This is a genomic window from Rivibacter subsaxonicus (assembly GCF_004217215.1).
GTDB classification, from domain to species: Bacteria; Pseudomonadota; Gammaproteobacteria; order Burkholderiales; family Burkholderiaceae_C; genus Rivibacter; species Rivibacter subsaxonicus.
Genome location: NZ_SHKP01000008.1, coordinates 233,106 through 260,085 on the forward strand (window position 1 = coordinate 233,106; position 26,980 = coordinate 260,085).

Genomic DNA, 26,980 nt, shown 5'->3' on the forward strand with positions numbered 1-26,980 from the left:
CGACATCAACGCCGACGGAGACTTCCGCATGAACAGACGCCCGCTCGCCTCGCTCGCTGCATGTGCCGCGACGGCATGCATTGCGAACGCCGCAGCGGCCGCCGGTGGCTACCGGGTCGCCGACGGCGCGACCGACATCCCTCTCAGCGCCAAGCTGCGCCTGACCTTCAGTTGCGCGCAGAGCGCGACCGGCGTCTGCCACAACGCCCTGATTGCGGACAACGGCGCGGTGGTCGAGAAGTTTGCGATTCCCGTCGGCCAGAAGCGCTATCTCTACGATGTGCCCGATTCGATGCAACTGTGCGTCACCGACGCGCCGCTGACTGACCTTGCGGACTGCAAGAGCCGGCAGCGGGTCGGCGAACTGGTCGCTCCGATGCGCAGCCAGTAGGCCCGCCCCAAGGAACAAGGCCCGTGCGTCTGTCGACGCACGGGCCTTGTGCTTTTCTGTGGCGCCTTGCGGCGCCACCATCGATCAGGCGTGCTTGGCGTCGAAGAACTGTTCGTCTTCGGTGGAGCCCTTCAGCGCGGCGGTCGAGGACAGCGCCTCGATCGTCGTCGTCACCGCGTCGAAGTAGCCGGTGCCGACCTCGCGCTGGTGCTTAACGGCAGTGAAGCCACGCGCGGCCGCGGCAAATTCCTTCTCCTGCAGTTCGACGAAGGCGCTCATGTTGTTGCGCGCATAGCCGTAGGCCAGGTCGAACATCGAGTAGTTCAGGCTGTGGAAGCCGGCCAGCGTGATGAACTGGAACTTGTAGCCCATCGCGCCCAGCTCGCGTTGGAACTTGGCGATGGTCGCGTCGTCGAGGTTCTTCTTCCAGTTGAACGACGGCGAGCAGTTGTAGGCCAGCAGCTTGCCCGGGAACTTGGCGTGGATCGCGTCGGCAAAGGCCTTGGCGAAAGCCAGGTCCGGCTTGCCGGTCTCGCACCAGATCAGGTCGGCGTACGGCGCGTAGGCCAGGCCGCGGCTGATCGACTGATCGAGGCCGTTGCGAGTCTTGAAGAAGCCTTCGACGGTGCGCTCGCCGGTCATGAAGGGCTTGTCGTTGTCGTCGACGTCGCTCGTGACGAGGTCGGCGGCTTCGGCATCGGTGCGGGCCAGCAGAATCGTCGGCGTGCCCATCACGTCGGCCGCCAGGCGTGCGGCGACCAGCTTGGCAACGGCTTCGCGCGTCGGCACCAGCACCTTGCCACCCATGTGGCCGCACTTCTTGACCGAGGCGAGTTGGTCCTCGAAGTGCACGCCGGCGGCGCCGGCGTCGATCATCGACTTCATCAGTTCGAAGGCGTTCAGCACGCCGCCGAAGCCGGCCTCGGCATCGGCCACGATCGGCGCGAAGAAGTCGGTGTCGTTCTTGCCTTCGCTCCACTGGATCTGGTCGGCGCGCTGGAAGGTCGCGTTGATGCGCTTGACGACCTTGGGCACCGAGTCCACCGCGTAGAGCGACTGGTCGGGGTACATCTCGCCGTTGCTGTTGGCGTCGCCGGCGACCTGCCAGCCGGAGAGGTAGATCGCCTTCAGGCCGGCCTTGACCTGCTGCATCGCCTGGTTGCCGGTCAGCGCGCCGAGCGAGTTGACGAAGGGCTCGGTGTTGATCAGGTTCCACAGCTTCTCGGCGCCGCGCTTGGCCAACGTGTGCTCGATGGGCAGCGAGCCGCGCAGGCGCACGACGTCGGCGGCGCTGTAGCCGCGCTTGATGCCCTTCCAACGCGGGTTTTCGGCCCAGTCCTTTTCGAGGGCGGCAGCTTGTTGTTCGCGGGTCAGTTGGCTCATGGATGCACTCCGTAGGAAAGTCGATTGGCAAGGGTGAAAGCTGGCCCCTAGCGTAGACCCGTAGTCGCGTTATCGGAAGACTTATGTCTTATAGAAGACTTAATTTTCATCCTTTAAAAAACAATAGCTTAGACGCCACTTGCCGTATTGTGGAATCCCGTTCACCACAATGGGAAATTCTTCCGCGCTGCAGCAAGCCTACTTTTCGCATTACGCAACGCTTTCCTCCAACGATGAAAAAACTGATCTGGCCGCAGACAAGGCTCGCCACAACTGCGCGTCAAGCAAGGGTCGTCCCCGAGTCACGGGCTCGCAGTTGCCTACGCGCGTCGGTGCAGCGTTCCCGCGACGGCTGCTTCGAGAGGCCCCTGCTTTAATCCGCTGGACGCGGATTCATTCGGCCCCGCGCCGGCGACCGCGGAGTCGCTTCATGCCGTGGCGTCACTGTCCCTCATGTATCCCATCGAAGCGAAGCACCTGCCGAGTCTGCGCGCACGCCACCGCTGGTCGGGCATCGGCCCCAACGTCTTCCTGCTTGGCATGACGAGCATGGTGACCGACATCTCATCGGAGATGGTCACTGCCGTGCTGCCGATCTACCTCGCCTTTGCGCTCGGGCTCACGCCGCTTCAACTCGGTCTGATCGACGGCCTGACTCACGCCGCGGCCGCGGCGGTGCGCCTCGGCGGAGGCTGGTTGGCCGACCGCTGGCGCCGGCATCGCGAACTGGCCGCGTTCGGCTACGCGCTCTCCGCCGTGTGCAAGCTCGGCCTGCTCGCTGCAGGCCAGGCGTGGATAGCGCTGGCTGCCGTGCTGGCGCTCGACCGCGTCGGCAAGGCGGTGCGGACCAGTCCTCGCGATGCCCTGGTTTCGCTGAGCTGCGAGCCGCGACACGTCGGCCTTGCCTTCGGCATCCACCGGGCGCTAGATACCGCAGGAGCACTGATCGGCCCGCTGGTTGCCTTCGCGATTCTGGCCCTGCTGCCGCAGGCCTTCGACGTGGTGTTCGCCACCAGCTTCTTTGTCGCCGTCATCGGGCTCGCGATCATTGTGCTGTTCGTGCGAAACGTGGCGGACCGCGACGCGCCCTCGACGTCGCGGCGCGCTTCGCTGTCGGCGGCGGCCTCGCTGCTGAGGCCGGGGCGCTTCCGAAATTGTCTGCTGGGTGGTTTCGCGCTGGGCCTGGTCACGGTTCCCGACGCGTTCTTCTACCTGGTACTCCAGCGTCGAACCGACCTCGATCTGCACTTCTTCCCCCTGCTCTACACCGCCACCGCGCTGGGCTACCTGCTGCTCGCGGTGCCGGCCGGACGGCTCGGCGACCGGATCGGCCGCGGACGCGTGTACCTCCTCGGCCACGGCTTCCTGCTGGCAGCTTGCTTAGCGCTGTTCGGCCTGCAATCGGGCACAGCGGCCGCGGCGACGGCACTGCTTCTTCTGGGGGCTTACTACGCCTGCACCGACGGGGTCTTGATGGCGGCTGCCAGTGCTCTCGTACCGGCGCCGTTGCGTGCCACCGGCCTGGCCGTGATGACGACAGCGACGGCGCTGGCGCGCGTGGCGGCGTCGCTATGCTTCGGGCTGCTATGGACTCGCTGGGGCATCGAGGTGGCAATTGGCGTTTTCATGCTCGGGCTGACCGCGGTGATGCTGGCAAGTTCGATGTTCTGGCTGAGCCTGGAAAGCGACCCCGCGCGATGACCACGACCGTCACCCCGCGCAGCACTGCCCAGCCCGCGGCCGCCTGGCGCTGGGGGGTGTTCGCGCTGGTGCTCGCGCTGTGCATCGCAGGTGTCGTCGGCTACGCGCTCAGGGCCGCCGGGCGCGGCAGCCAGACATCGGTGACGCCGGTCCAACCGGCGGCGGCGACCCGGCTGGCGGCGTTGCCGGCAGCGCTCGATGCCACAGCCGCACGCCCGTATCTGTTGTTCCGCAGCACGGCGCTGGACGAGCGACACGGCCTGGTCGGCCTGGTCCGTCTCGACGCACTCGACGAGCCGCCTCAAGTGGCGGTAACGCTGCGTTGCGAACGGGTCCATTTCGCCGTCGACCGCGGCATCTGCCTCGAGGCACGGCGTGGCGTGCTGACGAGCTACAGCGCACACGTCTTTGATCGCGAGCTGAAGGTACTGCACAGCCAGCAACTTGCCGGCTCGCCAAGCCGGGCACGGATGTCGCCCGATGGCCGTCTCGCCGCGATGACCGTGTTCGTCAGCGGGCATGCCTACTCCAGCCCGGGCTTTTCCACCCGAACCTCGATCCTCGACACGCACACCGGCCGCTGGGTCGTCGAGGACCTCGAGAGCTTCGAGGTGCTGCGCGACGACAAGCGGTTCCACGCCACCGACTTCAACTTCTGGGGCATCAGCTTCACCCGCGACGGGCACCGCTTCTACGCGACGCTGGCCAGCGGCGGGACACCCTTCCTTGTCGAGGGCGATCTGCAAACACGCCGCATGCGCGTGGTGCAGCGCGATGTCGAATGCCCCTCGCTGTCGCCTGACAACCGACACGTGGCCTTCAAGCGCCGCGCGGCACAGGGCGAGGCCGGCTACCCCGGATGGCACATTGGCGTGCTCGAACTCGACACCGGCGCGATCCGCTTGCTCAAGTCGGAGCCGCACAGCGTCGACGACCAGGTCGAGTGGCTCGGCAACGACGAGATCGCCTACGCCCTTCCCTCCGACGGCGCGCAACCCGGCGTGTCCACCAACCTGTGGGCGATGAACATCGGCGGCAGCAGCGCGCCGCGTCGCCTGCTGAGCTCCGCTCATTCGCCTTCGGTCGTCCGCTGAGCCCGACAGCCGCCGAGCCCACCCTCCATGAGCAGTTTCGCCTTCCTCTCCAACAACGCCTTCATGAAGGTCGCGCCGGCCGACGCGGCGATGCCCTACGCCGTGGCCGGCGTCGCCTGGGACGGCTGCGTCACCAACCGTCCCGGGGCGCGCTTCGGCCCGCGCGCGATCCGCGAGGCCAGCCACATGCTGTGCGATGGCGTGCATCCGCATTTCGACGCCACGCCCGAGGGCCGACTCACCGACCTCGGCGACCTGGTGTTGCCCAACACCAGCCTCGAAGGCATGCGCGCCGCGATGGGGGCGCTGGTCGACCGCATGGTCCGCGCCCACCACATGGCCTGGCTCGGTGGCGACCACAGCATCACGCTGCCGCTGCTGCGGGCCTACAAGGCCTGGCTGGGCCGGCCACTGGCGGTGATCCACTTCGATGCGCACTGCGACACCTGGGAGGATCACTTCGGCGAGCCGAGCGGCCACGGCACCTGGGTCTACGAGGCAATCCAGGAAGGCCTCGTCGTCCGGGAGTGCTTCACCCAGTTCGGCATCCGCTCGGCCGGCCTGCGCGAGGCACGCGAGTACGTCGCCGACCAGGGCGGCCAGATCTTCAGCGCGCGCCAGTTGCGCGGCCTCGATGGGCCAGCCCAGTTGCAACCCCTGCTCCAGCGCGTGCGCGAACGCCTCGCAGCACACGGCAACCCGCCGCTCTACCTGAGCCTCGACATCGACTGCCTCGATCCCGCCTTTGCACCCGGCACCGGCACGCCCGAACCCGGCGGCATGACGACCAACCAGGTCCTGACGATTCTCGAGGAGTTGGCCGACCTGCCCTTCGTCGGCATGGATTGCGTGGAAGTGGCGCCACCCTACGACCACGCCGAACTGACCAGCTACGCGGCGGCCAGCTTCGTCTGGACCTATCTCTGCGGCCGGGTCGCCGCCGATACCCGCGGTCCGCGCTGAAGCAGCCGCTGAGCCTGCCTGCCCAGCCACGCCTGCGCACGGACCAGATCCTCCCGCAGATAGAGCAGCAGCAGGCCGACCAGGGCAGCCGCAGCGAACCATGGCGCCAGCGGCAGGCGCACCGGCACCGTCCGCGCGAGCCCCGGATCGGTCAGCGCAGTCACCAGGCCCGGCACGGTCTCGAGCCGCGCGTAGCGCAGGCCGGTTTCGCCGGCGAGCAGGCGCAGGTAGTCCTCGCGCAGCGCCGACAGGTGCTCACGGCCCGGCGTTGCGCCCGGCAGCGGGACGGTCTGGCTCGAAGCTGCATCTTCGCCTCCATCGACCATCGCCTCGCCGGCGACGCTGCCGCCGCGGCCGAAGCTGCGCGGGTCGGTCTGCAGCACGTCGTCGGCACCCCAGACCCCGATCGGGCGCCCGAGCGGATCGGTGCGCGGGATCGGCAGCGGCACCGACCCGCCGACGCCGATCAGCGCGCCGGCCACTGCGCCGCGCTCGCCGTTGAAGACGGGCCGAAAGCGCGGGCTCAGCGGCGGCGCCTCGTGGCCGTCAGTCAGGAACACGAGTGCCGGGTGGCTGGGCAACGCGGCGGCGATGCCGATGCCGCTGTAGAGACCCTTGGCCACCTCACTGTTGCCGGCCCAGGCCATGCGGCTGTCCAGGCGCCCGATCAGGCCCGCCAGTTCGCTGCGATGGGCACAGACCTCGACCGGCGTGATCAGCAGCAGGCTGCGGTATTCGCTGAAGATGCCGATGCCGAGCCGGCTTTCGCATGGCAGTTCGTTCAGTGCCGAGCGCAACAGCGCCCGGCTCAGCGCGAGGCGGCTGAGCGCTTCGACGGAGGCGCCGGCCGCCTTCGGCAGGTGCTGGTCCGGCACGTTCATGCTCTGCGTGATGTCGACGATCACCAGCCACTCGTGGCGCGGCGCCGTGCCGCCAACGCCCGGATTCCGGAGTGCCAGCGCGGTCAGCAGCGCCACGAGCGCCAGTGCCAGCAGGTGCCGGCGCGCCCCGGCCCAGCGCAGCAGTCGCTTCATGGCAATCCCTGCGCCGAGCCGCGCGCCGTGGTGGCGGCGCGCTCCGCGTCCAGCGGCGGGCTGGGCGGCGCCGTCTCGTCGGGTTCGGCATCGGGCTGCAGGCGCAGCGCGCGCTCGAGGTTGTAGCGAGCGTCCCAGTGCTGCGGATCGGCCCGCAGCAGCGCGCGGTAGCCCTCCTTCGCGAGTTCGAGCAGGGCCAGCGCCTGCCCCGGCTGGCTCGACTCCCGCAGCCGCAGGCCCTGGCGCAGCAGCAGGTTGGCGCTGTTGAAGCGTGCCGCCGCGGCCAGCGCCGGATCGTCGAACAGGCCGCGATAGCGCGCCAGCGCGGCCTCCTCCTGGCCGTCGGCGGCGAGCGCGACGGCCTGCGCGAAATGCCAGTGCGCCGGCGCATCGCCCTCCGGCAGCGGGTGCGATGCCGCGCTCGCCGGGCTGGCGGCGGCCGTGGCCTGGATCGCGTCGTTCCAGGCCTGCTTCTGGTGCAGCGCGCGCCATCCGCCGAGCGCCAGCAGCAGCACCAACAGCAGCGCGACCCAAGCGCGGTGGCGGCCGATTGCAATCTGCCGGCTCATCGACTCGGCTCCAGCGCCGGTTCGAGCGCGCGCGCCAGCAGCAGCAGCAGCAGCGCGACCAGCGCCAGCGCCAGGCAGTGCGGCACCAGCGACTGGCGCGGCACGGTGTCGATCGAGGTGATCGGCAGGTTCTCCAGGCGATCCACGTCGTCGATCGCGCGCTGCAGCGCCTGCGGGTTCTCGGCCTCGTAGGCGCGGTAGGGAATGCCGAGCGAGCGGAAGAACCGGTGCAGGAAGACCTCGGGCACCGTGTCGGCCTCGGCCGCCGTGGCACCGGCTTCGGCTGTCAGTGCCGGACTGCGCAGCGAGCGGATGTAGATCCAGTAGAGCGAGACCCGCTGCAGCCGCATCTGGCGCTCCAGGCGCTCGCGCGCGTCGGGGTCGATGTGATCGCCACCGTCCGACACCAGCAACAGGATGCGCGAACCGGTGTAGGCGCGACCCTCGAAGAACGACAGCCCTTCGAACAGCGCCGAGCCGATGTCGGTATCGGCAAGTCCGCGGCCGATGTCACCGGCGAGGATCGCCGCCTGCACGGCCGCGGGCTTGGGCGTGAAGTCGAGCACCCGCACCGGTTGTGCGCTGAACAGCAGCATGCCAAAGCGGTCGGCATCGCGGCGCGAGGCAAACTCGGCCAGCACCCGGCGCGCCGTTTGAGCCTTGGTTTCGCGGCCATCGCTGAGCCCGCGTTCGTCGCCGATGCTCTTGTAGTAGTTCGGACTGGCGCTGCCGAGCGCGTCGCGACTGACGAAGCCCTGGTCCATGCTGCGGCTGCGATCCAGCAGCAACACGATCTCGGCGCCCTTGCCCTGGCGCTCGACGATCTGCTCGGTCCGTTGCAGCCCGGCCAGGCCGAGCACCAGGGCGGCGATCGCGAGCGAGCCGAGTGCATCGAGGCCCAGTTGCAGCAGGCGGGCCGCGCGATCGGGCGGCAGCAGCAGGAGGCTGGAGAAACGGCGCGCCGGCGCCAGCCCGCGCCACCAGGGCAGCACCGCCAAGGGCAGCAGTACCAGCAGCCACGGGTGCTCGAAGACGATCGGCGCGGACGTCATGGCAGGCTCCCGGCCCGCCCCGCAGCCTGGCGTTCGGCGGCACTCAGGCGACGTGCCAGATCGCGCAGTTCGGTCGCACCGAGGCCGGGCTCGCGGCCCGCGAGCGAATCGCCGACCGAGCCGAAGAAGTGGCGACTCGAAGCCTCGAAGAAGCGCGTCACGTCATCGGCCAGCGGCACAGGCCAGGCGCTGGCACGCGCCTGCGCCGCCGCGTCGGTCGCCAGCAACACGCGCCCGGCATGGGCGTCGAAGGCGGCGTGCAGTGCGTGCATGGCCGCCTCGATCCGGGCCGGCTCCTGACCACCGCGCAGCGCAAGCCGCACGGCACGTTCGGCGCGAGCGAAAGGCCGGCGCCGACGCATCAGCCACGCCTGCATGCGCGGCCACAGCAACAGCCAGCCGAGCAGCAAGGCCGCGACCACCGCGCAGCCGAGCAGCAATGCGCGCTCGCGCGCCACCGGCAGCAGTTGCGGTTCGGCGTCGGGCCGCAATTCGCCCAGGCCGCTGCGCTGCGGCGCCTCGATCGGCGTCATTGGCTCCACCAGCAGCGGCATCGCATCGACGCGCAGGTCGATAACCCGTGCCTCGGCGCCGGGTGCCAAGACCCGCAGGCGCACCGCGGGCAGCTCGTACAACGCGGGTTGCGGCGCCGACCTCAGCACCTGGTAGTGCAGGTGCAGCGTCTGCCGGGCGTCGTCGGCCGCGCCATCGCGCTCGACGCGGCGCAGCTCGATGGCGCTGCCCTGCGCCGGCGTCGGCAGCGACTCGAGATCGAGCCGATACCCGGGCGGCACCAGCAGCACCAGCCGGCGCTCGAGCTTGTCGCCGATCTGCCAGCCGAAGGCACGCGGATCCTCGACCGCCAGCGTCGGTTGCGCACGCGCCAGCGCCGCCAGCGCCAGCAAGCCGGCGGCCAGCGCGCTCCGGATCGCCATGCGGTGCAGCGGGCGCATCTGCGGGCCCCGCCTCAGCCGCCGAGGAAGTGCGCGTTCAGCGCATCGGCATCGAAGCCATGCTCGAGGAACACCGGGCGCAGGCGGTGCGGTGCGCACAGGTCGCGCAGCGCCTCGCGCCGCCGCTGTGCCAGCGATGCCCAGTGCTCGCGAGTGGCACGGCGGCCCCAGACCAGGCGCGTGCGGCCGGTCTCCGGATCGACCAGGGGCCACAGCAGTTGCCCGAGCCAAGCTGCAGCCGGTGCGGGCAGGCTGAACTCGGCGGCATCCCACAGCACGACCGGCACCACCTGGTGGCCGGACAGCGAGTCGAACAACGCGCGGACCAGCCGGTCCGGCAGGTGGAAGTCGGAGGCCACGAACACCAGCGCCCGCCGCCGGCCAAGCCAGCGGTGCGCCTCGAGCAAGCCGCCGGCGTCGCGCGCCGACCCGGTGCCGAAGCTCAGCCCGCGCAAGGTTGCCGCCAGCTCGTAGCCGATGCCGCGCTGGCGCGTGCAGGGTCGCAGCAGGTCGGTGCGCAGGCTGGCATCGGCGCCGATGAAGCCAAAGCCATCGCCATGCCGGTGCGCCGAGCGCGCGACCGCCGCTGCCAGATCGGCCAGCGTTTCGAGCTTGGACCGAACGCCCTCGAAGCCCATCGACGCCGACAGGTCGGCCAGCAGCCAGACCGGCACAGTGCCGCGCTGGGCGTGCACGCGCACCTGCCACTGGCCGAAAGGATCGCGCAGGCTGGCCAGCAGGTCGACCCGGCGCGCATCGCGCGCCTGCGGCAACGGCACATGGCCGCGGAACTCGAAGCCCGACTCGCCCTGGCGGCTGCGGTGCGCGCCCGGGAACAGCCCGGCCGCGGCGCGGTCGACGCGGTAGTGAAACTCGCCCGGCGCGGTGCCGGCCGGTGTGCTCACGGTGCTGCGACCTGCCGCAGGATCGCCGTCACCAGCGCCGGCACGATCGCGCCGCGGCGCAGCTCGTGCACCGGCTGCAGGCACAGCCGGTGGCCGATGCACTCGGCAAACACCGCACGCACGTCCTCGGGCCGGACATGGTCGCGGCCGTCGATCCAGGCCGCCACGCGCGCCGCGCGCAGCAGCTGGCTCATGCCGCGCGGACTCGCGCCCGCGAGCACCAGGCCGGCGCTGTCGGCCTCGGCCAACTGCACGCCCGCGGCCTGCGGCTCAGCCGTGGCGCGCCACAGCCTCAGCACGTAGTCCTGCAGCGCCGGACTGGCGCTGACGCCGCGCTGGATCGCCACCGCCACGTCGCCCAGCAACTCGGGCGGCGCGAGATCGGTCGGCAGCGCGGCGATCAGCTCGTCGGTGTCGTGGAAGCGCGGGTCGAACACCAGCGCGCGCCGCGCGGCGTCGTCGGCCGGCGGCTCGATCGTGACCTCCATCATGAAGCGGTCGAGCGCGGCCTGGGCGATCTCGAAGGTCTCCTCGCGCTCGAGGCGGTTGCGATCGGCAAAGACCTGCAAGTGCGGCAGCCGCCATTCGCGGTTGAAGGCCATCACGCTCTTCTCGGCCATCACCCGCAGCATCAGCGCGTGCACCTGCGGCCGGGCCCGGTTGATCTCGTTGAAGAAAAAGATCGCCAGCCGCTCGCCCTCGCAGGTCAGTGGCCCCGGCTCGACCGCCGGTCGGCCCTCGGCCGTGATGTAGGTGTGATACAGCAGGTCGCCCGGCATCAGGTCGACCGTGCCCTCGATGCGGCCGAAACAGCCACCCATCGCGCGTGCAAAGGCGCGCAACAGCGTGGTCTTGCCGACGCCTACATCGCCCTGCAGCAGCGCATGGCCGCGCGCGAAGACGGCGATCGTGATGAGCCGGATCGCCGGCGCCTGGCCGACGATCGCGCCGGCCACCGCGTGCTCGAGCGCCAGGGCACGCGTTCGCCAATCGGCCAGCAGGGCATCAGGGGCGCGGTCCATGCGGCATCGACCAGGTTGAAGGCGCTCGGGGCGCGGGTGTGGCAGCCCCGAGCATCGCCGCAAACCGGAGCCATTGGCAATCGACGGGATTCGCTCGCCGCCTCAGGCACCGGATGGAGCGCGTCGCGTCGCGTGCCGACCCGCCAACGCAGCCAGCCCGACGCAGAGCATCAGCCAGCCGGGGGTCTCAGGCACCGGGCTGGCATAGCGATTGCCCGAAGCCGTCGTGAAGCTCACGGCGTGCGGCAAGCTGATCGTGATCGGATTGCCGATGCGGACACGGCCGCCATCCACGCTCTGGGCGTAGACGCCGGCAAAGAAGCTGTAGCTCTCGCCGTCGGCCACGTGCCACAGCGCGTCGACCGCGTAGTTGCCGAAATAGCCATTCACGGCGTCGCCGCTGCGAGCGAAATCGGCTTCGCCCGGCGACTCGTCGGCGGAACCGACCCCGGCGTGAAATGCCATCGGCAGGTCGCCGCCGAGCCCGAGTCCGAGCGTGGCCCGGACGCTGCCGCCCAGTCCGCCCCAGTCCCCTGTCATGCGGATCGGCACCAGGGTCGAGCCTCCGCCGACGACCGAGAAGGTGAAGGTGTCGAACAGATAGGCATGAGCCGTCGCACCGATGCCTGGGGGGCTTACAACGTTGACGTGGATCGACGGCACGCCATTGAAGATGGCCGCGCCTTCGGTCAATGCGGAGCCGCCGACACCGCTGCCGATGCGGCCACTGGCCGCGACCTGCCCCTCGAAGACGCGATGCCCGGGGTTGAACATCTCGACGGTGGCGCCGTAGCGCGGGTCGGGCACGGTGGCGACCGCGGGCGTTGCCGCCGCGATGGCGGCTCCAGCCACCAGCGCTCGACCAAACGTCTGCACGGGAGTGGAATCACGATAGCTGCTGCGATTCATCTTCTGCCGCCACCTGAACATCAAGGACGACAACGCATGGCGCGACATCGGCACCCGCGTCCACTGCAATCCTTGAGCATGGGGTCGAGCATTGACGGCGAGCGCGCACGCGACAACACGTGAAAACCGCAGCCCTAGAACAGGCAGCGGCCGTTGACAGCCGGTCCCGCGATCGTGCCAAGGCCGCGCCGGCCTACACCTCCAGCGCCGTCGTCCGCTTGACCGTGCGCAGCACCAGCATCGAGTTCGAGCGCACCACGCCCGGCAGCCGCATCAGCACCTCGCTGTGCCAGCGCTCCAGGTCTTCCGCGTCGTTGTAGGTGAAGCGGATCAGGTAGTCGTTGCTGCCGGCGACGTAGAAGCAGTCGAGGATCGCCGGCAGATCGCGCACCGCGCGCTCGAAGGCCTCGATCGCCGCCGCGGTCAGGCGCTCGAGATTGACGATCGTGTAGCTCGTGCCTGGCTGGCCGATGGCCTTGGGGTTGACCAGGGCGACGTAGCGGTCGATCACGCCGCGCTCCTCGAGCGCCTTGACGCGCCGCAGGCAGGCCGAGGGCGACAGGTGCACGCGCGCCGCGAGCTCGTTGTTGGCGACCCGGCCGTCGCGCTGGAGCTCGCGCAGGATGGCGCGGTCGGTAGGATCCAGATTGGCATTCAATTGCAGACAAGCCCCGTTGATTGGTTGAATATTCGATGATTCCGATCATAGAAAGAATCCAATTCGACAAACAGGGGTCTGTCCCGAGGCATTGCGCAATCCCATTGCGCGCCGGGACGACTAGACTGACGTCACCTTGATCACACGCGGGGCGTGAACCACGACACGCGCCGGAAAGCCAGCGATGGACAAGCCGCACGAAAACCCGGTTGACGCCTACTGGATGCCGTTCACGGCAAACCGCCAGTTCAAGAAAGCGCCGCGCCTGCTGGCCCGAGCCGAGGGCATGCATTACTGGACCCCCGAAGGCCGGCAGATCCTCGACGGCGTGGCCGGGCTGTGGTGCGTCAACGCCGGCCATGCGCGGCCGAAGATCGTGCAGGCGATCCAGGAACAGGCCGCCGAGATGGACTTCGCGCCGCCGTTCCAGATGGGCCATCCCAAGGCCTTCGAGCTGGCCGAGCGGCTCGTGCAGCTGACGCCGGCCGGGCTCGACAAGGTCTTCTACACGAACTCCGGTTCCGAGTCGGTCGAGACCGCGCTCAAGATGGCGCTGGCCTACCACCGCGTGCGCGGCGAGGGCCAGCGCACCCGCCTGATCGGCCGCGAGCGCGGCTACCACGGCGTCAACTTCGGCGGCATCTCGGTCGGCGGCATGGTCGCCAACCGCAAGATGTTCGGATCGCTGCTGGCCGGCGTCGACCATATCCGCCACACCCACGACCCGGCCCGCAACGCCTTCAGCGTCGGCCAGCCGGCGCATGGCGCCGAACTCGCCGACGACCTCGAGCGCCTGTGCGCGCTGCACGACCCGAGCACGATCGCCGCGGTGATCGTCGAGCCGGTGGCCGGCTCGACCGGCGTGCTGATCCCGCCCCAGGGCTACCTGCAGCGGCTGCGCGAGATCTGCGACAAGCACGGCATCCTGCTGATCTTCGACGAGGTCATCACCGGCTTCGGCCGCACCGGCACGCCCTTCGCGGCGCAGCGCTTCAACGTCACGCCCGACCTGATGACGGTGGCCAAGGGCATCAGCAACGGCTGCGTGCCGATGGGTGCCGTGTTCGCCAAGGGTTCGATCTACGACACCTTCATGAACGGCCCGGAGCACCTGATCGAGTTCTTCCACGGCTACACCTACTCGGCCCACCCGCTGGCCTGCGCGGCCGCGCTCGGCACCCTCGACACCTACGCCGACGAAGGGCTGCTGACACGCGCCGCCGAGCTCGAGGGCTACTTCGCCGACGCGCTGCATGCGCTGCGTGGCTTGCCCAACGTGATCGACGTACGCAACATCGGCCTGGTCGGCGGCATCGAGCTGGCGCCACTGCCCGGCGAGCCGGCCAAGCGCGCCTTCTCGGTCTTCCTCGACTGCTGGGAACAGGGCCTGCTGATCCGCACCACCGGCGACACGATCGCGCTGTCGCCGCCGCTGATCGTCAGCAAGGCGCAGATCGACGAGATCGTCGGCACGATCGCGACGGCGCTCAAGCGCGCGGCCTGACCGACGACCCACCCCAAGCGCTGCAACGACACAAGGACCGCCTAGCGCCTACCTCATGAGTCTCCTTCGCGCCGACCAGGATCTCACGCGAGCCTCTTATTACGCTGCCAGCGCGCCGCGCGAGATGAGCTTTGCAAGGCTGGAAGGAGCGACCGAGACCGATGTGGCGATCGTCGGCGGCGGCCTGGCTGGGCTGTCGGCGGCGATCGAACTGGCCGACCGCGGCTTCTCGGTGACGCTGCTCGAGGCGCGCGAGATCGGTTGGGGTGCCTCGGGCCGCAACGGCGGCCAGGCGATCCACGGCCTGGCCTGCGACCAGGACACGATCGAGCAGCAGCTCGGCCTCGACGAGGCCAGGCGCGTGTGGGCCATGTCGATCGAGGCACTCGACCTGATCCGACAGCGCATCGCGCGCTTCGGCATCGACTGCGACTGGCAGGACGGCTATCTCGGGCTGGCCGTCAATGCGCGCAAGGCCGGCGAGTTGCGCGCATGGCGCGATCGCATGCAGCAGATCTACGGCTATCCGCTGAGCTGGATTGACCAGGGCGAACTGCCGCGCTGGATCGCGAGCCCGCGCTACGTGGGTGGCGTGCACGACCCGCGCTCCGGCCACCTGCACCCGCTGAAGTACAGCTTCGGCCTGGCCCGCGCCGCGGCCTCGCTCGGCGTGCGCATCCACGAGGGCTCGGCGGTCACCGCGCTCGAGCAGGGCCGCGCCGGCCAGCCCTGCACGGTGCGCACCGCCGGCGGCAGCGTACGCGCCCAGCAGGTGCTGCTGGCCGGCAACGTCTACCTGCCGGAGTTCGGCCCTGCCCTGGCGCCGGGCCTGAGCGCCCGCATCATGCCGGTCGGCACCTACATCGTCTGCAGCGAGCCGCTCGGCCGCGAGCGTTGCGATGCGCTGATCCCGTCGCGCTCGGCGGTCTGCGATACCAACTTCGTGCTCGACTACTTCAGGCCGACGCGCGACCACCGCCTGCTCTACGGCGGCCGCGTCAGCTACTCGTCGGTGACGCCGATGAACCTCGCCGACAGCATGCGCCGGCGCATGGTCGGCTCCTTCCCGCAGCTCGAGGACGTGAAGATCGAGCATGCCTGGGGCGGCTTCGTCGACATCTCGATGAACCGCGCGCCCGATTTCGGGCGCCTGCCCGCGGCCGGTGCATCGAAGGGATCGGCCGCCTCCAGCGTCTACTACCTGCAGGGCTTCTCGGGCCACGGGCTGGCGCTGACCGGCCTGGCCGGCAAGCTGGTGGCCGAGGCGATGGCCGGCGACGCGAGTCGCTTCGACACCTTCGCGCGCCTGCGCCATCGCCCCTTTCCCGGCGGCCGGTTGTTGCGCACCCCGGCGCTGGTGCTCGGCATGGCGTACTACCGGCTCAAGGACGCGCTGTGAGGTCCGGCTTCTCCCCTGCAAACCTCGGACCGCGTGGCATGCCGCTTGCTGCCACGCTGTTCGACCTGCCCCGCGCGAACGGCGCCCCCGCTCGCTTCGCGTCGCAAGCATCATGACCCCAGCAGTACCCTCCCCCTCCACCACCCGGCGTCCGCTGGTGCTGGTGCCGGCCTGCAACCGCTTGGTCGGGGCCCATCCCTTCCACATCGCCGGCCAGAAATACATCGACGCGGTGCGCCTGGCCGGCTGCCTGCCGCTGGTGGTGCCGGCAGCACAGCCACACGAGGTCGACGAGTTGCTCGACCTGGCCGACGGCGTGTTCCTGACCGGCTCGCCGAGCAACGTCCATCCGCGCCACTTCGACGAGGTGGTGCACGACCCGGCGCTGCCGCTCGATCCAAGGCGCGACGACTGGACCCTGCCGCTGATCCCGCGCGCGCTCGAGCGCGGCATCCCGCTGTTCGCGATCTGCCGCGGCTTCCAGGAAGCCAACGTCGCGCTCGGCGGCGCCCTGCACCAGGCGGTGCAGGAACAGCCCGGGCTGATGGACCATCGCTCGAGGGACGGCGACCCGGTCGACCTGCAGTACGGCCCGGTCCACCCGGTCATGGTCGAGCCGGGCGGCGTGCTCGAGACGCTGCTCGGGCACATGGAATTTCCGGTCAACAGCCTGCACGGACAGGGCATCAAGCGCCTTGCGCCGGGTCTGCGCGTCGAGGCACGCGCACCCGACGGCCTGGTCGAGGCCTTCAGCCAGCCGGCCGCCAACGGCTTCAACCTTGCGGTGCAGTGGCACCCCGAATGGCAGGCCCAGAGCAACCCCATCTCGGTCAAGCTTCTGCGAGCCTTCGGCGACGCCTGCCGCACCTTTCGCGAGCGCAACCGCGAGTCGGTCCGTGAACGACCGCGCGTACCCTAGGTCGTCGACGTCCTCATCCCAGAGCGCGCGCGTCCGCATTCGGACGCCGCTGGCGACAACACTAGAGGTGACTTATGGTGGTCCGCGACAACTTCACATTCAGCGAACTCGAGAACTGGCTCAACGAGAACCGGGTGACCGAGATCGAGTGCCTGGTGCCCGACCTCACCGGCGTGGCGCGCGGCAAGATCCTGCCGCGCGTCAAGTTCACGGAGGACCGCGGCATGCGCCTGCCCGAGGCGACCGTGGCGATGGGCGTGACCGGCGAGTTTCCCGAGGAGGGGCCGTACTACGACGTGATCAGCCCCAACGACATGGACATGCACCTGCAGGCCGATCCGTCGACGGTGCGCATCGTGCCCTGGGCGACCGACCCGACCGCGCAGGTGCTGCACGACTGCTACGACCGCAACGGCAAGCTGGTGCCCTTCGCGCCGCGCTCGGTGCTGCGCCGCATCTGCGGCCTGTTCGATGCCGAGGGCTGGGACCCGGTGGTCGCGCCCGAACTCGAGTTCTACCTGGTCGCACGCAACACCGATCCGAACCAGCCGCTGCAACCGCCGATCGGCCGCAGCGGCCGCGCCGAGACCTCGCGCCAGGCTTACTCGATCGACGCCGTCAACGAGTTCGACCCGCTGTTCGAAGACGTCTACGAGTACTGCGAGAAGATGGGCCTCAACGTCGACACGCTGATCCACGAGATCGGTGCCGGCCAGATGGAGATCAACTTCTTCCACGCCGCGCCGCTCGGCCTGGCCGACGAGGTCTTCTTCTTCAAGCGCACGCTGCGCGAGGCGGCGATGCGCCACGGCATGTTCGCCACCTTCATGGCCAAGCCGATCGCCGGCGAGCCGGGCAGCGCGATGCACGTGCACCAGAGCGTGGTCAGCAAGCTGACCGGCAAGAACATCTTCAGCAACCCGGACGGCACGCCGAGCAAGGAGTTCTTCTGGTACATCGGCGGGCTGCAGAAGCACATCCCATCGGCGATGGCGATCTTCGCGCCCTACGTCAACAGCTACCGCCGCCTGGCGCGCAACACGGCCGCGCCGATCAACATCCAGTGGGGCACCGACAACCGCACCGTCGGCATCCGCTCGCCGGTGGCCGGGCCCGAGGCACGGCGCATCGAGAACCGCGTGATCGGCGCCGATGCCAACCCCTACGTGGCGCTGGCGGCGACGCTGGCCTGTGGCTACCTCGGCATCAAGAACCGGATCGAACCGAGCGCGGAGTGCAAGGGCGACGCCTACCTCGGCGAATACCAGCTGCCGCGCAGCCTGGGCGAGGCACTCGACCTGCTGCGCGCCGACAAGGAACTCGCCTCGGTGCTCGGCGAGGAGTTCGTCACCGTCTACACCGAGGTCAAGGAGATCGAGTACTCGGAGTTCATGACGGTGATCTCGCCGTGGGAGCGCGAGCACCTGCTGCTGCACGTATGAGCGATGACGCTCGGCTTCGCCGTCGCATGAACGATGAACCGAGCCGCCATTCATGGTTCATTGGCAGGCGTGTAGCGCCGCCTTCATCATTCATCAGAGAGATCCAATGAGAACCACCGCCCAATGGCAGGCCGCCGACGCCAGCCATTTCCTGCACCCCTTCACCGACTTCGGCGCGCTTGCCAGGAAGGGCTCGCGCATCATCACCAAGGCCGAGAACATCTATCTCACCGACAGCGAGGGCCAGCGCATCCTCGACGCGATGAGCGGCCTGTGGTGCGTCAATGTCGGCTACGGCCAGCAGGCGCTGATCGATGCCGCGACCCGGCAGTTGAAGGAATTGCCGTTCTACAACGCCTTCTTCCAGACCGCGACGCCGCCGGCGATCGAGCTGGCCGAGCTGCTGGCCGAGGTCACGCCGCCGCAGTTCCAGCATGTGTTCTTCGCCGGCTCCGGCTCGGAGGGCAACGACACCATCGTGCGCATGGTCCGCCGCTACTGGGACATCCTCGGCCAGCCCGAGCGCCAGGTGATCATCAGCCGCAAGAACGGTTACCACGGCTCGACGATGGCCGGCGCCTCGCTCGGCGGCATGAGCTACATGCACGCGCAGGGCGGGCTGCCGATTCCGAACATCACGCACATCGACCAGCCCTACTGGTACGAGAACGGCCGGCCGCAGGGCTTGAGCCGCGAGGACTTCGGCAAGGTGGCCGCCGGCTGGCTCGAGCAGAAGATCCTCGAGGTAGGGCCGGAGAAGGTGGCCGCCTTCATCGGCGAGCCGATCCAGGGCGCCGGCGGCGTGATCGTGCCGCCCGAGACCTACTGGCCCGAGATCCAGCGCATCTGCGACAAGTACGGGATCCTGCTCGTCAGCGACGAGGTGATCTGCGGCTTCGGCCGCACCGGCAACTGGTGGGGCTGCGAGACCATGGGCTTCAGGCCCGACCTGATGACCTTCGCCAAGGGCGTGACCTCGGGCTACATCCCGCTCGGGGGCGTGATGGTCGGCGACCGCGTCGCCAAGGTGCTCATCGAGCAAGGCGGCGACTTCAACCACGGCTACACCTACAGCGGCCACCCGGTGGCCTGCGCGGTGGCGCTGGCCAACATCAAACTCATTCGCGAACTCAAGCTGGTCGAGCAGGTTCGCGAGAACACCGGCCCCTACCTGGCCGCGCAGTTCAAGGCGCTCGAGGACCACCCGCTGGTCGGCGAGCAGCAGACCAAGGGCCTGATGGGCGCGCTGCTGCTGGTCAAGGACAAGGCCCAGGGCACGCCCTTTGCTTCAGAGCTCGAGGTCGGCATGGTCTGCCGCGGCCACTGCTTCGGCAACGGGCTGATCATGCGTGCGGTCGGTGACCGCATGATCATCGCGCCGCCGCTGGTGATCACGCGGGCCCAGGTCGACGAGATGATGGCGCTGATCCGGCGTGCGCTCGACCTGACGCTGACAGATGTCCGCGCCAAGGGTTGGCTCTGATCGCCGGCCCGTCGGCGCGACGATTGAATTGAAGACGTTCCCTGCAAACTTCAAACACGGAGAAGACTCGATGAAGCACATGTCGTTGCGCCGCGCCGCCGGCATCCTGGGCCTGGTCGCCGCGGCCGGCCTGCTGGCCACCGCGCCCGCTCGTGCCGAGGAAGAGAAGGTTCTCAACGTCTACAACTGGTCGGACTACATCGCCGAGGACACGCTGAAGAACTTCGAGAAGGAAACCGGCATCAAGGTTCGCTACGACAACTTCGACAACAACGAGATCGTCCACGCCAAGCTGGTGGCGGGCAAGACCGGCTACGACGTCGTCGTGCCCTCTTCCTACTGGGCCAAGCTGCAGGCCGACGGCGGGCTGCTGCAGAAGCTCGACAAGTCGAAGCTGCCCAACATGAAGAACCTCGACCCGGCGCTGCAGGAACAACTGGCCAAGCTCGATCCGGGCAACCAGTTCCAGTCCAACTGGCTGTGGGGTTTCACCACGGTCGGCATCAACGTCGACAAGGTCAAGGCCGCGCTCGGCAGCATGCCGATGCCCGACAACGTCTGGGACCTGGTCTTCAAGCCCGAGTACATCAGCAAGCTGCAGGGCTGCGGTGTGAGCTTCCTCGACTCGGCCACCGAAGTGGTGCCGGCCGCGCTGCACTACCTCGGCAAGCCGCCCTACTCGCGCAACCCGGCCGACTACGCCGGCGTCGCGCCGCTGCTCAAGAGCATCCGCCCCTACGTGACGCTGTTCAGCTCCTCGGGCTACATCAACGACATGGCCAACGGCTCGATCTGCCTGGCACTGGGCTGGTCGGGCGACATCAACATCGCGCGCCAGCGCGCGATCGACGGCAAGACCGGCCAGAAGATCGAGGCGCTGATCCCCAAGACCGGCGGCATCCTGTTCTTCGACGTGATGGTGGTGCCGGTCGACGCGCCGCACCCGGACAACGCGCACAAGTTCATCAACTACATGATGCGTCCCGAGGTCGCGGCCGGCCTGACCAACAAGGTCTTCTATGCCAACCCGGTGGCCGACTCCAAGAAGCACATCAAGCCCGAGGTCGCCAACAACCCGACGGTGTTCCCGCCGCCGGCGGTGATGGCGACGATGAAGGCGCCGGATGCGATCAACAACGACATCCGCCGCACGATGACGCGCATCTACACGCAGTTCAAGACCGGCCTCTGAGCGGAACGCGTTCCACGGCCGGGACCACCGGGTCACGGCGCCAACCCTGGGAAGCCTCATGAGCAGCACGCAGCCGGCGTACTTGCAGATTCGCGACGTGGTCAAGGACTTCGGCGGCGGTGCCGTCGCGGTCAACCACGTCAGCATCGACATCGCCAAGGGCGAGATCTTCGCGCTGCTCGGCTCCAGCGGCTGCGGCAAGACCACGCTGCTGCGCATGCTGGCCGGATTCGAGACGCCGAGCTCGGGCCGCATCGTCCTCAACGGCCAGGACCTCGCCGGCCTGCCGCCCTACGAGCGGCCGATCAACATGATGTTCCAGTCCTACGCGCTGTTCCCGCACCTCTCGGTGTGGGACAACATCGCGTTCGGGCTCAGGCGCGACGGCATGGCCGGCGACCAGGTCGGTGCCCGCGTCGAGGCGATGCTCAAGCTGGTGCAGCTCGGCAAGTTCGCCAAGCGCAAGCCGCACCAGCTCTCCGGCGGCCAGCAGCAACGGGTCGCGCTGGCGCGCAGCCTGGCCAAGAGCCCGCAGCTGCTGCTGCTCGACGAGCCGCTCGGCGCGCTCGACAAGAAGCTGCGCGAGGAAACCCAGATCGAGCTGGTCAACATCATCGAGGACGTCGGCGTCACCTGCGTGATGGTGACCCACGACCAGGAAGAGGCGATGACGATGGCCTCGCGCATCGCGGTGATGAGCGAGGGCCGCATCCTGCAGGTCGGCGCCCCGGGCGACATCTACGAGACGCCGGCCACCCGCTTCGTGGCCGACTTCATCGGCAACGTCAACCTGATGGACGGCACGCTGGTCGAGGACCACCCCGACCGTGTCGTCATTCAGTGCGCCGACTGCACCCACTACGTCGGCCACGGCATCACCGGCACCGAGGGCATGCCGGTGTCGGTGGCGCTGCGGCCCGAGAAGATCCGCATCTCGCGCCACGAGCCGGCCGACGGCCACGCGCCGCACAACCGCCTGCAGGCCAAGGTGCGCGAGCTGAGCTACTTCGGCAGCTTCACCGTCTACCAGCTCGAGACCGCCAGCGGCCGTCGCCTCAAGGTCAGCCAGAGCAACGTCGAGCGCCATCCGCAGGACCAGCTCAGCTGGGATGACACCGCCTGGGCGAGTTGGACGCCTCAGTCGCAGGTCGTGCTGACGCAGTAGCCGGACCGAGACACTCCGCGACGCCGACGCCGACGCCCCAATGGCCGCCCTGCCCTCCTCGACCCCGGTGCCGTTGCCCGCCAGCTCCGCCAGCACGCGCCGCGCGCCGGCCTGGTGGCGCGGTCGCAGCGCGGTGATCGGCATTCCGTACCTCTGGCTGCTGGTCTTCTTCCTGGCGCCGTTCCTGATCGTGCTGAAGATCAGCGTCTCCGAGATGGAGAACGTGAGCTTCAAGAACCTGATCGCGATCCAGGACGGCGTGGTGACGCTGTCGCTCAAGTTCAGCAACTACCTGTTCCTGCTGCAGGACGAGCTCTACTTCGCGACCTACCTGTCGAGCCTGAAGTACGCCGCGGTGACCACGCTGCTGTGTCTGCTGATCGGCTATCCCTTCGCCTACTTCATGGCGCGCGCCCGACCCAGCCTGCAGCCGGCGCTGCTGATGGCGGTGATGCTGCCGTTCTGGACCTCCTTCCTGCTGCGCGTCTACGCCTGGAAGGGCCTGCTCGGCGAGAACGGCTGGGTCGCCAACGCGCTGGAGCTGCTGCGCATCGATCACCTGCTGCTTGCCGCCAGCCTGATCCCCTCGCTCGGCAAGTTCATGAACTCGCCGTTCTCGTTGGTGGTGGGCATGGTCTACACCTACCTGCCCTTCATGATCCTGCCGCTCTACGCCAACCTCGCCAAGCTCGACCTGCGCCTGCTCGAGGCCGCGGCCGACCTCGGCGCGACGCCGGCGACGGCGTTCTGGAAGGTCACGGTGCCGCTGTCCAAGGCCGGCATCATCGCCGGCTCGATGCTGGTGTTCATTCCCTGCATCGGCGAGTTCGTCATTCCCGAACTGCTCGGCGGCCCGCGCACGTTGATGATCGGCCGCGTGCTGTGGGACGAGTTCTTCAGCAACAACGACTGGCCGATGGCCTCGGCGGTGGCGGTCGTGATGATCCTGCTGATCCTGGTGCCGCTGGCGATCTTCAATCGCTACCAGGCCGAAGCGCAGGAGGCACGCCGATGAGCGCACTTGGCGAGGGGCCCCGCCCAGCGGGGATCGACACAGCGCGATCGGCGTTGGTGCCCGACACACCGGTCGCACGCGCTTGCACGGCCGTCCGGAGGGCGCCGCGATGAGCGCCCACAAGACGCTGTTCGACGCGCGCTTCGCGCATGGCTTCAGCCGCTTCTGGCTCGGCGCCGGCTTCCTGTTCCTGTACCTGCCGATCGTCTCGCTGGTGATCTTCTCGTTCAACGACTCGGCGTTGCCGAGCGTCTGGAACGGCTTCACGCTCAAGTGGTACGCGGCGCTGCGCACCGACACCGAGATGCTGACCGGCCTCTGGCTCAGCCTGAAGATCGCTTTCTTCACCGCCTGCGGCTCGGTGGTGCTCGGCACGCTGGCGGCCTTCGCGCTGGTCAAGTACCGGCGCTTTCGCGGCCGCACGCTGTTCTCGGGCATGGTCAATGCGCCGCTGGTGATGCCGGAGGTGATCGTCGGGCTGTCGCTGCTGCTGTTCCTGGTGTCGGTGCAGCGCGCGCTCGGCTTCCCCGAACGCGGCATGCTGACCATCTGGCTCGGCCATATGCTGCTCGGCATGGCCTACGCCGCGGTGGTGGTGCAGGCCCGGCTGCAGGACCTGAACCCCTCGCTCGAAGAAGCGGCGCAGGACCTCGGGGCGCGTCCCTGGCAGGTGTTCTACCTCGTCACGCTGCCGATGATCTCGCAGTCGCTGGCCTCGGCCTGGCTGCTGACCTTCACGCTCTCGCTCGACGACGTCGTGCTCTCGGCCTTCCTTTCCGGCCCCGGCTCGACCACGTTGCCGCTGGTGATCTTCTCGCGTGCCCGCCTCGGCGTGAACCCGAGCGTCAACGCGATGGCCACCGTGATCATCGTCGTGGTCGCCATCGGCGTGCTGACCACCAGCTACCTGATCGCCCGCGCCGAGCGCGAACGCCAGCGCCAGATCGCGCAGGCCCAGCGCGCCGGCGGCTGAGGCCACGAATCCGATCCTGAATCCATACAAGCAACCGCAAAGAGAGGAGCGAGCCGAATGAAGCACTGGAAACTGAGCGCACTGGCGCTGGCACTGGGGGCCGCGTTCCCGGGCCTGGCGCTGGCGCAGACCACCAACGACGAGTTGTTGAAGGAACTGCGCGAGCTCAAGGCGCGGGTCGGCCAGCTCGAGCAGAAGCTCAAGGAGGCCGAGACCAAGGCGGCGACCGCCCCTGCGGCTGCGGCCGCTGCAGCTGCCGCTGCCGGCGCCGCCGGTTCGGCCCAGTGGGGCATGACGCCGGAGCAGGTGCAGGAGTTCAACCGCATCGCCGTCAAGACCGAGGCCACCGAGGACAACCTCGAGGCTTGGGGCCTGAAGGGCCTGACCATCAGCGGCTACATGGATCCGGCCTACATCTACAACCAGCGCCAGAGCCGCTCCGGCTTCCAGTTCCTCAACAGCGTCGGCGACGACGGCTACAACTACGACAACTCCTATTTCGGTACCGCGATGATCGATTTCCAGAAGGAAACCGAGAGCGGCACCAAGTGGCGCCTGACGCTGGCGCCCAACCGCGGCGCCGGCGCGGTGTTCGACGGCAGCTCGATCGTGCACGAGGCCAGCGTCTCGATCCCGCTGACCGACCTGCAGACCCGCATGATCGCCGGCCAGATCCCCGACTGGTCGGGCTACGAGTACCTGCCGGCGACGCAGAACAAGCTGATCACCCACAACCTGCTGTTCGACTTCACGCTGCCGACCGCCTACACCGGCGCCGGCCTCGAGGTCACGCGCGGCAAGTGGCTCGTCAAGGGCATGCTGGCCAACATGAACTCCAGCAAGAACCCGCAGGGCGAAAGCTCGCCGGTGTTCGCCTACCGCGTCGACTACTCGCGCGGCGAGTTCCAGGGCTTCGGTTTCGCCGGCGTGCACGGCAAGGCGGCCAACTTCAGCGAGAACGTGCTGACCCCGGAGATCATCGACCCGATCACCGGTGACGTGCTCGATCCGGGCGGCGAGGTCGTGTCGCAGCGCAACTCGCACCTGGACCTGTTCGAGTTCGACGCCTACTTCATCCGTGGCGACTGGACGGTGCAGGGCCAGCTCAGCCTCGGTCGCCAGCGCCGCGCATCGATCACCGCCGACCCGGTGACCGGCGCGTTGCGCGACGCCGAGTGGTACGGCGCCTCGGCGCTGGCGGCCTACAAGTTCACGCCGCGCCTCGAGGGCATCGTGCGCGGCGACTACCTGCACAACCGCAAGAACGGCGGCGGCCTGCTCGGCTTCACCGCCAGCGACGACCGCAACGGCATCGGCCCCGGCTGGAGCTACGACGAGACACTGGGCACCTGGTTCCAGGCCGACCCCGAGCGCGGCGTCAACCGCACCGCGGTCACGCTGGGGCTGAGCTATCTGTTCAACCTGAACACCACCTTCAAGGCCGAGTACCGCTTCGACCAGGCCAGCGAGGCGGTCTTCCTCGATGTCAAGAGCGGCAGCTACAAGCGCTCGAACAACCTGCTCGGCGCCTCGGTCGTCGTGTTCTTCTGACCGAACCCGCGCGCCGGGCCTCAGGGTCCGGAGCCCGCACGGCGAGCGGGGGCCACGAGGCCCCCGCCGCGTTTTCGAATCATGAGCCCCGGTCGCTGCATGGGCACCAGGGTCATGTGCAGCGCGACGCACCGGCGCTGCGCGATCATGTGCCTGAAGGAGCCTCGTCCATGAGCACATCCACCCCCGCCAAGGCCGCCATCGACTGGCGCGCCCGCGCCACCGAGGCACGCATCGATGGCCGCTGCCTGATCGGCGGCAAGCGCGTCGACGCCGCCGAACAGTTCGAGAAGCGCTCGCCGATCGACGGCCGCGTGCTGGGCGCGATCGCGCGCGGCGGCAACGTCGAGATCGACGCCGCCGTGGCCAGCGCGCGTGTCGCCTTCAGCGATGGCCGCTGGGCCCACAAGCCGCCAGCCGCGCGCAAGCGCGTGCTGCAGCGCTTTGCCGAACTGATCCTTGTCCACAGGGAAGAACTCGCGCTGCTCGAGACCCTCGACATGGGCAAGCCGATCAGGTACGCGCTGAGCGTCGACGTCGCCTCCACCGCCAGCTGCATCCAGTGGTACGCCGAGGCGATCGACAAGGTCTACGACGAGATCGCACCGACCGGCCGCAATGCGCTGGCGCTGATCACGCGCGAGCCGATGGGCGTCATCGGGGCGATCGTGCCCTGGAACTACCCGATGATCATGGCCTCGTGGAAGCTCGGGCCGGCGCTGGCCACCGGCAACAGCGTGGTGCTCAAGCCGAGCGAGAAGAGCCCGCTGACCGCGCTGCGGCTGGCCGAGATCGCGCTCGAGGCCGGCCTGCCCGAGGGCGTGTTCAACGTCGTGCCGGGCTTCGGGCACGAGGCCGGCGAGGCGCTGGCGCTGCACCCGGGCGTCGACGCGATCGGCTTCACCGGCAGCACGCGGGTCGGCCGCAAGATGCTCGAGTACAGCAGCCGCAGCAACTTGAAGCGCGTCTTCAACGAACTCGGTGGCAAGAGCGCCTTCGTCGTCTTCCCTGACTTCGACGATCTCGACCGCTGCGCGCAGACGCTGGCCGGCTCAATCTTCTTCAACCAGGGCGAGAGCTGCAACGCGCCCTCGCGCCTGTTCGTGCACGAGAGCATTGCCGACGACTTCGCGAAGAAGCTGGCGGCCGAGGCACCCAAGTACCAGCCGGCCGACCCGCTCGACGCCAAGACCGTGATGGGCGCGCTGGTCGACGAGACGCAGCTGCGCACCGTGATGGGCTACATCGAGTCCGGCAGCGCCGAGGGCGCGTCGGTGCTGGCCGGCGGCCGCCAGGCGCGCAGCGAGACCGGTGGCTACTACGTCGAGCCAACCATCTTCGACGGCGTGCGCAACGACATGAAGATCGCGCGCGAGGAGATCTTCGGCCCGGTGCTGTCGATGATCCGCTTCAAGGACGAGGCGGACGCCGTGCGCATGGCCAACGACTCGGCCTACGGCCTGCAGGCCAGCGTCTGGAGCAGCCATATCGACCGCGCCCACCGCGTGGCGCGCGCGCTGCACGCCGGCACCGTGCACGTGAACCAGTACGACGAAGACGACATCACCGTGCCCTTCGGCGGCGTCAAGCAGAGCGGCAACGGCCGCGACAAGTCGCTGCACGCCTTCGAGAAATACACCGAGCTGAAGACCACCTGGCTGCGCATCAACGGCTGAGCCTGTTGCCGCGCTTGAGGAGTACGC

At 68.7% G+C, this 26,980-nt stretch carries 24 protein-coding genes; 15 read left to right on the top strand and 9 right to left on the bottom strand.

Features of this window, described 5'->3' with window-relative positions:
• Nucleotides 1-28: 28 nt before the first annotated feature.
• Nucleotides 29-391 carry a hypothetical protein gene (locus tag EV670_RS16795; RefSeq protein ID WP_130434277.1) on the top strand — a complete coding sequence of 121 codons (363 nt, stop codon included), beginning with the start codon at nucleotides 29-31 and terminating at the stop codon, nucleotides 389-391.
• A gap of 84 nt (nucleotides 392-475) precedes the next feature.
• Here the strand turns inward: EV670_RS16795 and aceA are convergent, their stop codons facing one another.
• Nucleotides 476-1,774: an isocitrate lyase gene (aceA, locus tag EV670_RS16800; RefSeq protein ID WP_130434279.1), complete on the bottom strand. Its 1,299-nt coding sequence runs from the start codon at nucleotides 1,772-1,774 to the stop codon at nucleotides 476-478.
• Between the two features lie 453 nt (nucleotides 1,775-2,227).
• Between aceA and EV670_RS16805 the strand changes: the two genes are divergently transcribed.
• The 3 genes from EV670_RS16805 to speB are packed head-to-tail and all read left to right on the top strand — an operon-like array spanning nucleotide 2,228 to nucleotide 5,532.
• Nucleotides 2,228-3,475 carry an MFS transporter gene (locus EV670_RS16805; RefSeq protein ID WP_130434281.1) on the top strand — a complete coding sequence of 416 codons (1,248 nt, stop codon included), beginning with the start codon at nucleotides 2,228-2,230 and terminating at the stop codon, nucleotides 3,473-3,475.
• Entirely contained in the window at nucleotides 3,472-4,569 is a 1,098-nt protein-coding gene (locus tag EV670_RS16810) for a TolB-like translocation protein (protein ID WP_207225095.1), read from the top strand. The genes EV670_RS16805 and EV670_RS16810 overlap by 4 nt, the downstream gene beginning before the upstream one ends.
• 27 nt (nucleotides 4,570-4,596) lie before the next feature.
• Nucleotides 4,597-5,532 (top strand): agmatinase, encoded by a 936-nt coding sequence (gene speB / locus EV670_RS16815; RefSeq protein ID WP_130434285.1) that lies wholly within the window; start codon nucleotides 4,597-4,599, stop codon nucleotides 5,530-5,532.
• Here speB and EV670_RS16820 read toward each other — a convergent pair.
• The 8 genes from EV670_RS16820 to EV670_RS16855 all read right to left on the bottom strand — a co-directional run bounded on the left by EV670_RS16820 (nucleotide 5,487) and on the right by EV670_RS16855 (nucleotide 12,634).
• Nucleotides 5,487-6,566: an MxaL protein gene (locus EV670_RS16820; RefSeq protein ID WP_130434287.1), complete on the bottom strand. Its 1,080-nt coding sequence runs from the start codon at nucleotides 6,564-6,566 to the stop codon at nucleotides 5,487-5,489. The two genes, speB and EV670_RS16820, sit on opposite strands and share 46 nt — an antisense overlap.
• Nucleotides 6,563-7,135, bottom strand: coding sequence for an MxaK protein (locus EV670_RS16825; RefSeq protein WP_130434289.1), 573 nt, complete (start codon nucleotides 7,133-7,135; stop codon nucleotides 6,563-6,565). The genes EV670_RS16820 and EV670_RS16825 overlap by 4 nt, the downstream gene beginning before the upstream one ends.
• Complete coding sequence (locus EV670_RS16830; protein ID WP_130434291.1) at nucleotides 7,132-8,187, bottom strand: vWA domain-containing protein; 1,056 nt, start codon at nucleotides 8,185-8,187, stop codon at nucleotides 7,132-7,134. Before EV670_RS16830 ends, EV670_RS16825 begins: the two co-directional genes overlap by 4 nt.
• Nucleotides 8,184-9,140, bottom strand: coding sequence for a hypothetical protein (locus EV670_RS16835; RefSeq protein ID WP_130434293.1), 957 nt, complete (start codon nucleotides 9,138-9,140; stop codon nucleotides 8,184-8,186). Before EV670_RS16835 ends, EV670_RS16830 begins: the two co-directional genes overlap by 4 nt.
• Nucleotides 9,141-9,154: 14 nt before the next feature.
• Nucleotides 9,155-10,045 carry a DUF58 domain-containing protein gene (locus EV670_RS16840; RefSeq protein WP_165393351.1) on the bottom strand — a complete coding sequence of 297 codons (891 nt, stop codon included), beginning with the start codon at nucleotides 10,043-10,045 and terminating at the stop codon, nucleotides 9,155-9,157.
• On the bottom strand, nucleotides 10,042-11,067 hold the full coding sequence (locus EV670_RS16845; protein WP_130434297.1) for an AAA family ATPase: 1,026 nt from the start codon (nucleotides 11,065-11,067) through the stop codon (nucleotides 10,042-10,044). Before EV670_RS16845 ends, EV670_RS16840 begins: the two co-directional genes overlap by 4 nt.
• 102 nt (nucleotides 11,068-11,169) lie before the next feature.
• Nucleotides 11,170-11,976 carry a hypothetical protein gene (locus tag EV670_RS16850; RefSeq protein WP_130434299.1) on the bottom strand — a complete coding sequence of 269 codons (807 nt, stop codon included), beginning with the start codon at nucleotides 11,974-11,976 and terminating at the stop codon, nucleotides 11,170-11,172.
• A gap of 193 nt (nucleotides 11,977-12,169) precedes the next feature.
• On the bottom strand, nucleotides 12,170-12,634 hold the full coding sequence (locus tag EV670_RS16855; protein WP_242617022.1) for an Lrp/AsnC family transcriptional regulator: 465 nt from the start codon (nucleotides 12,632-12,634) through the stop codon (nucleotides 12,170-12,172).
• A 184-nt stretch (nucleotides 12,635-12,818) separates the two neighbouring features.
• Between EV670_RS16855 and aptA the strand changes: the two genes are divergently transcribed.
• The 11 genes from aptA to EV670_RS16910 all read left to right on the top strand — a co-directional run bounded on the left by aptA (nucleotide 12,819) and on the right by EV670_RS16910 (nucleotide 26,953).
• Entirely contained in the window at nucleotides 12,819-14,138 is a 1,320-nt protein-coding gene (gene aptA / locus EV670_RS16860) for an omega-aminotransferase AptA (protein ID WP_130434303.1), read from the top strand.
• A gap of 55 nt (nucleotides 14,139-14,193) precedes the next feature.
• A complete protein-coding gene (locus EV670_RS16865; protein ID WP_130434305.1) occupies nucleotides 14,194-15,537 on the top strand; it encodes an NAD(P)/FAD-dependent oxidoreductase in 1,344 nt (447 codons plus the stop codon).
• 112 nt (nucleotides 15,538-15,649) lie between these two features.
• The gene (locus EV670_RS16870) at nucleotides 15,650-16,456 is read left to right on the top strand and encodes a gamma-glutamyl-gamma-aminobutyrate hydrolase family protein (RefSeq protein ID WP_130434307.1); all 807 of its coding nucleotides are present in this window, start codon (nucleotides 15,650-15,652) and stop codon (nucleotides 16,454-16,456) included.
• Nucleotides 16,457-16,530: 74 nt separating this feature from the next.
• Nucleotides 16,531-17,898, top strand: coding sequence for a glutamine synthetase family protein (locus EV670_RS16875; RefSeq protein WP_130434309.1), 1,368 nt, complete (start codon nucleotides 16,531-16,533; stop codon nucleotides 17,896-17,898).
• Between the two features lie 106 nt (nucleotides 17,899-18,004).
• Nucleotides 18,005-19,381, top strand: coding sequence for an aspartate aminotransferase family protein (locus EV670_RS16880; RefSeq protein WP_130434311.1), 1,377 nt, complete (start codon nucleotides 18,005-18,007; stop codon nucleotides 19,379-19,381).
• Between the two features lie 70 nt (nucleotides 19,382-19,451).
• Nucleotides 19,452-20,573 carry a polyamine ABC transporter substrate-binding protein gene (locus tag EV670_RS16885; RefSeq protein ID WP_130434313.1) on the top strand — a complete coding sequence of 374 codons (1,122 nt, stop codon included), beginning with the start codon at nucleotides 19,452-19,454 and terminating at the stop codon, nucleotides 20,571-20,573.
• Nucleotides 20,574-20,631: 58 nt separating this feature from the next.
• A complete protein-coding gene (locus EV670_RS16890) occupies nucleotides 20,632-21,738 on the top strand; it encodes an ABC transporter ATP-binding protein (protein WP_130434315.1) in 1,107 nt (368 codons plus the stop codon).
• A gap of 40 nt (nucleotides 21,739-21,778) precedes the next feature.
• Nucleotides 21,779-22,753, top strand: coding sequence for an ABC transporter permease (locus EV670_RS16895; RefSeq protein ID WP_130434317.1), 975 nt, complete (start codon nucleotides 21,779-21,781; stop codon nucleotides 22,751-22,753).
• 109 nt (nucleotides 22,754-22,862) lie between these two features.
• Nucleotides 22,863-23,726: an ABC transporter permease gene (locus tag EV670_RS16900; RefSeq protein ID WP_130434319.1), complete on the top strand. Its 864-nt coding sequence runs from the start codon at nucleotides 22,863-22,865 to the stop codon at nucleotides 23,724-23,726.
• 57 nt (nucleotides 23,727-23,783) lie between these two features.
• On the top strand, nucleotides 23,784-25,277 hold the full coding sequence (locus EV670_RS16905; protein WP_130434321.1) for a DUF3138 family protein: 1,494 nt from the start codon (nucleotides 23,784-23,786) through the stop codon (nucleotides 25,275-25,277).
• Between the two features lie 170 nt (nucleotides 25,278-25,447).
• Entirely contained in the window at nucleotides 25,448-26,953 is a 1,506-nt protein-coding gene (locus EV670_RS16910; protein WP_130434323.1) for an aldehyde dehydrogenase, read from the top strand.
• Nucleotides 26,954-26,980 lie beyond the last annotated feature (27 nt).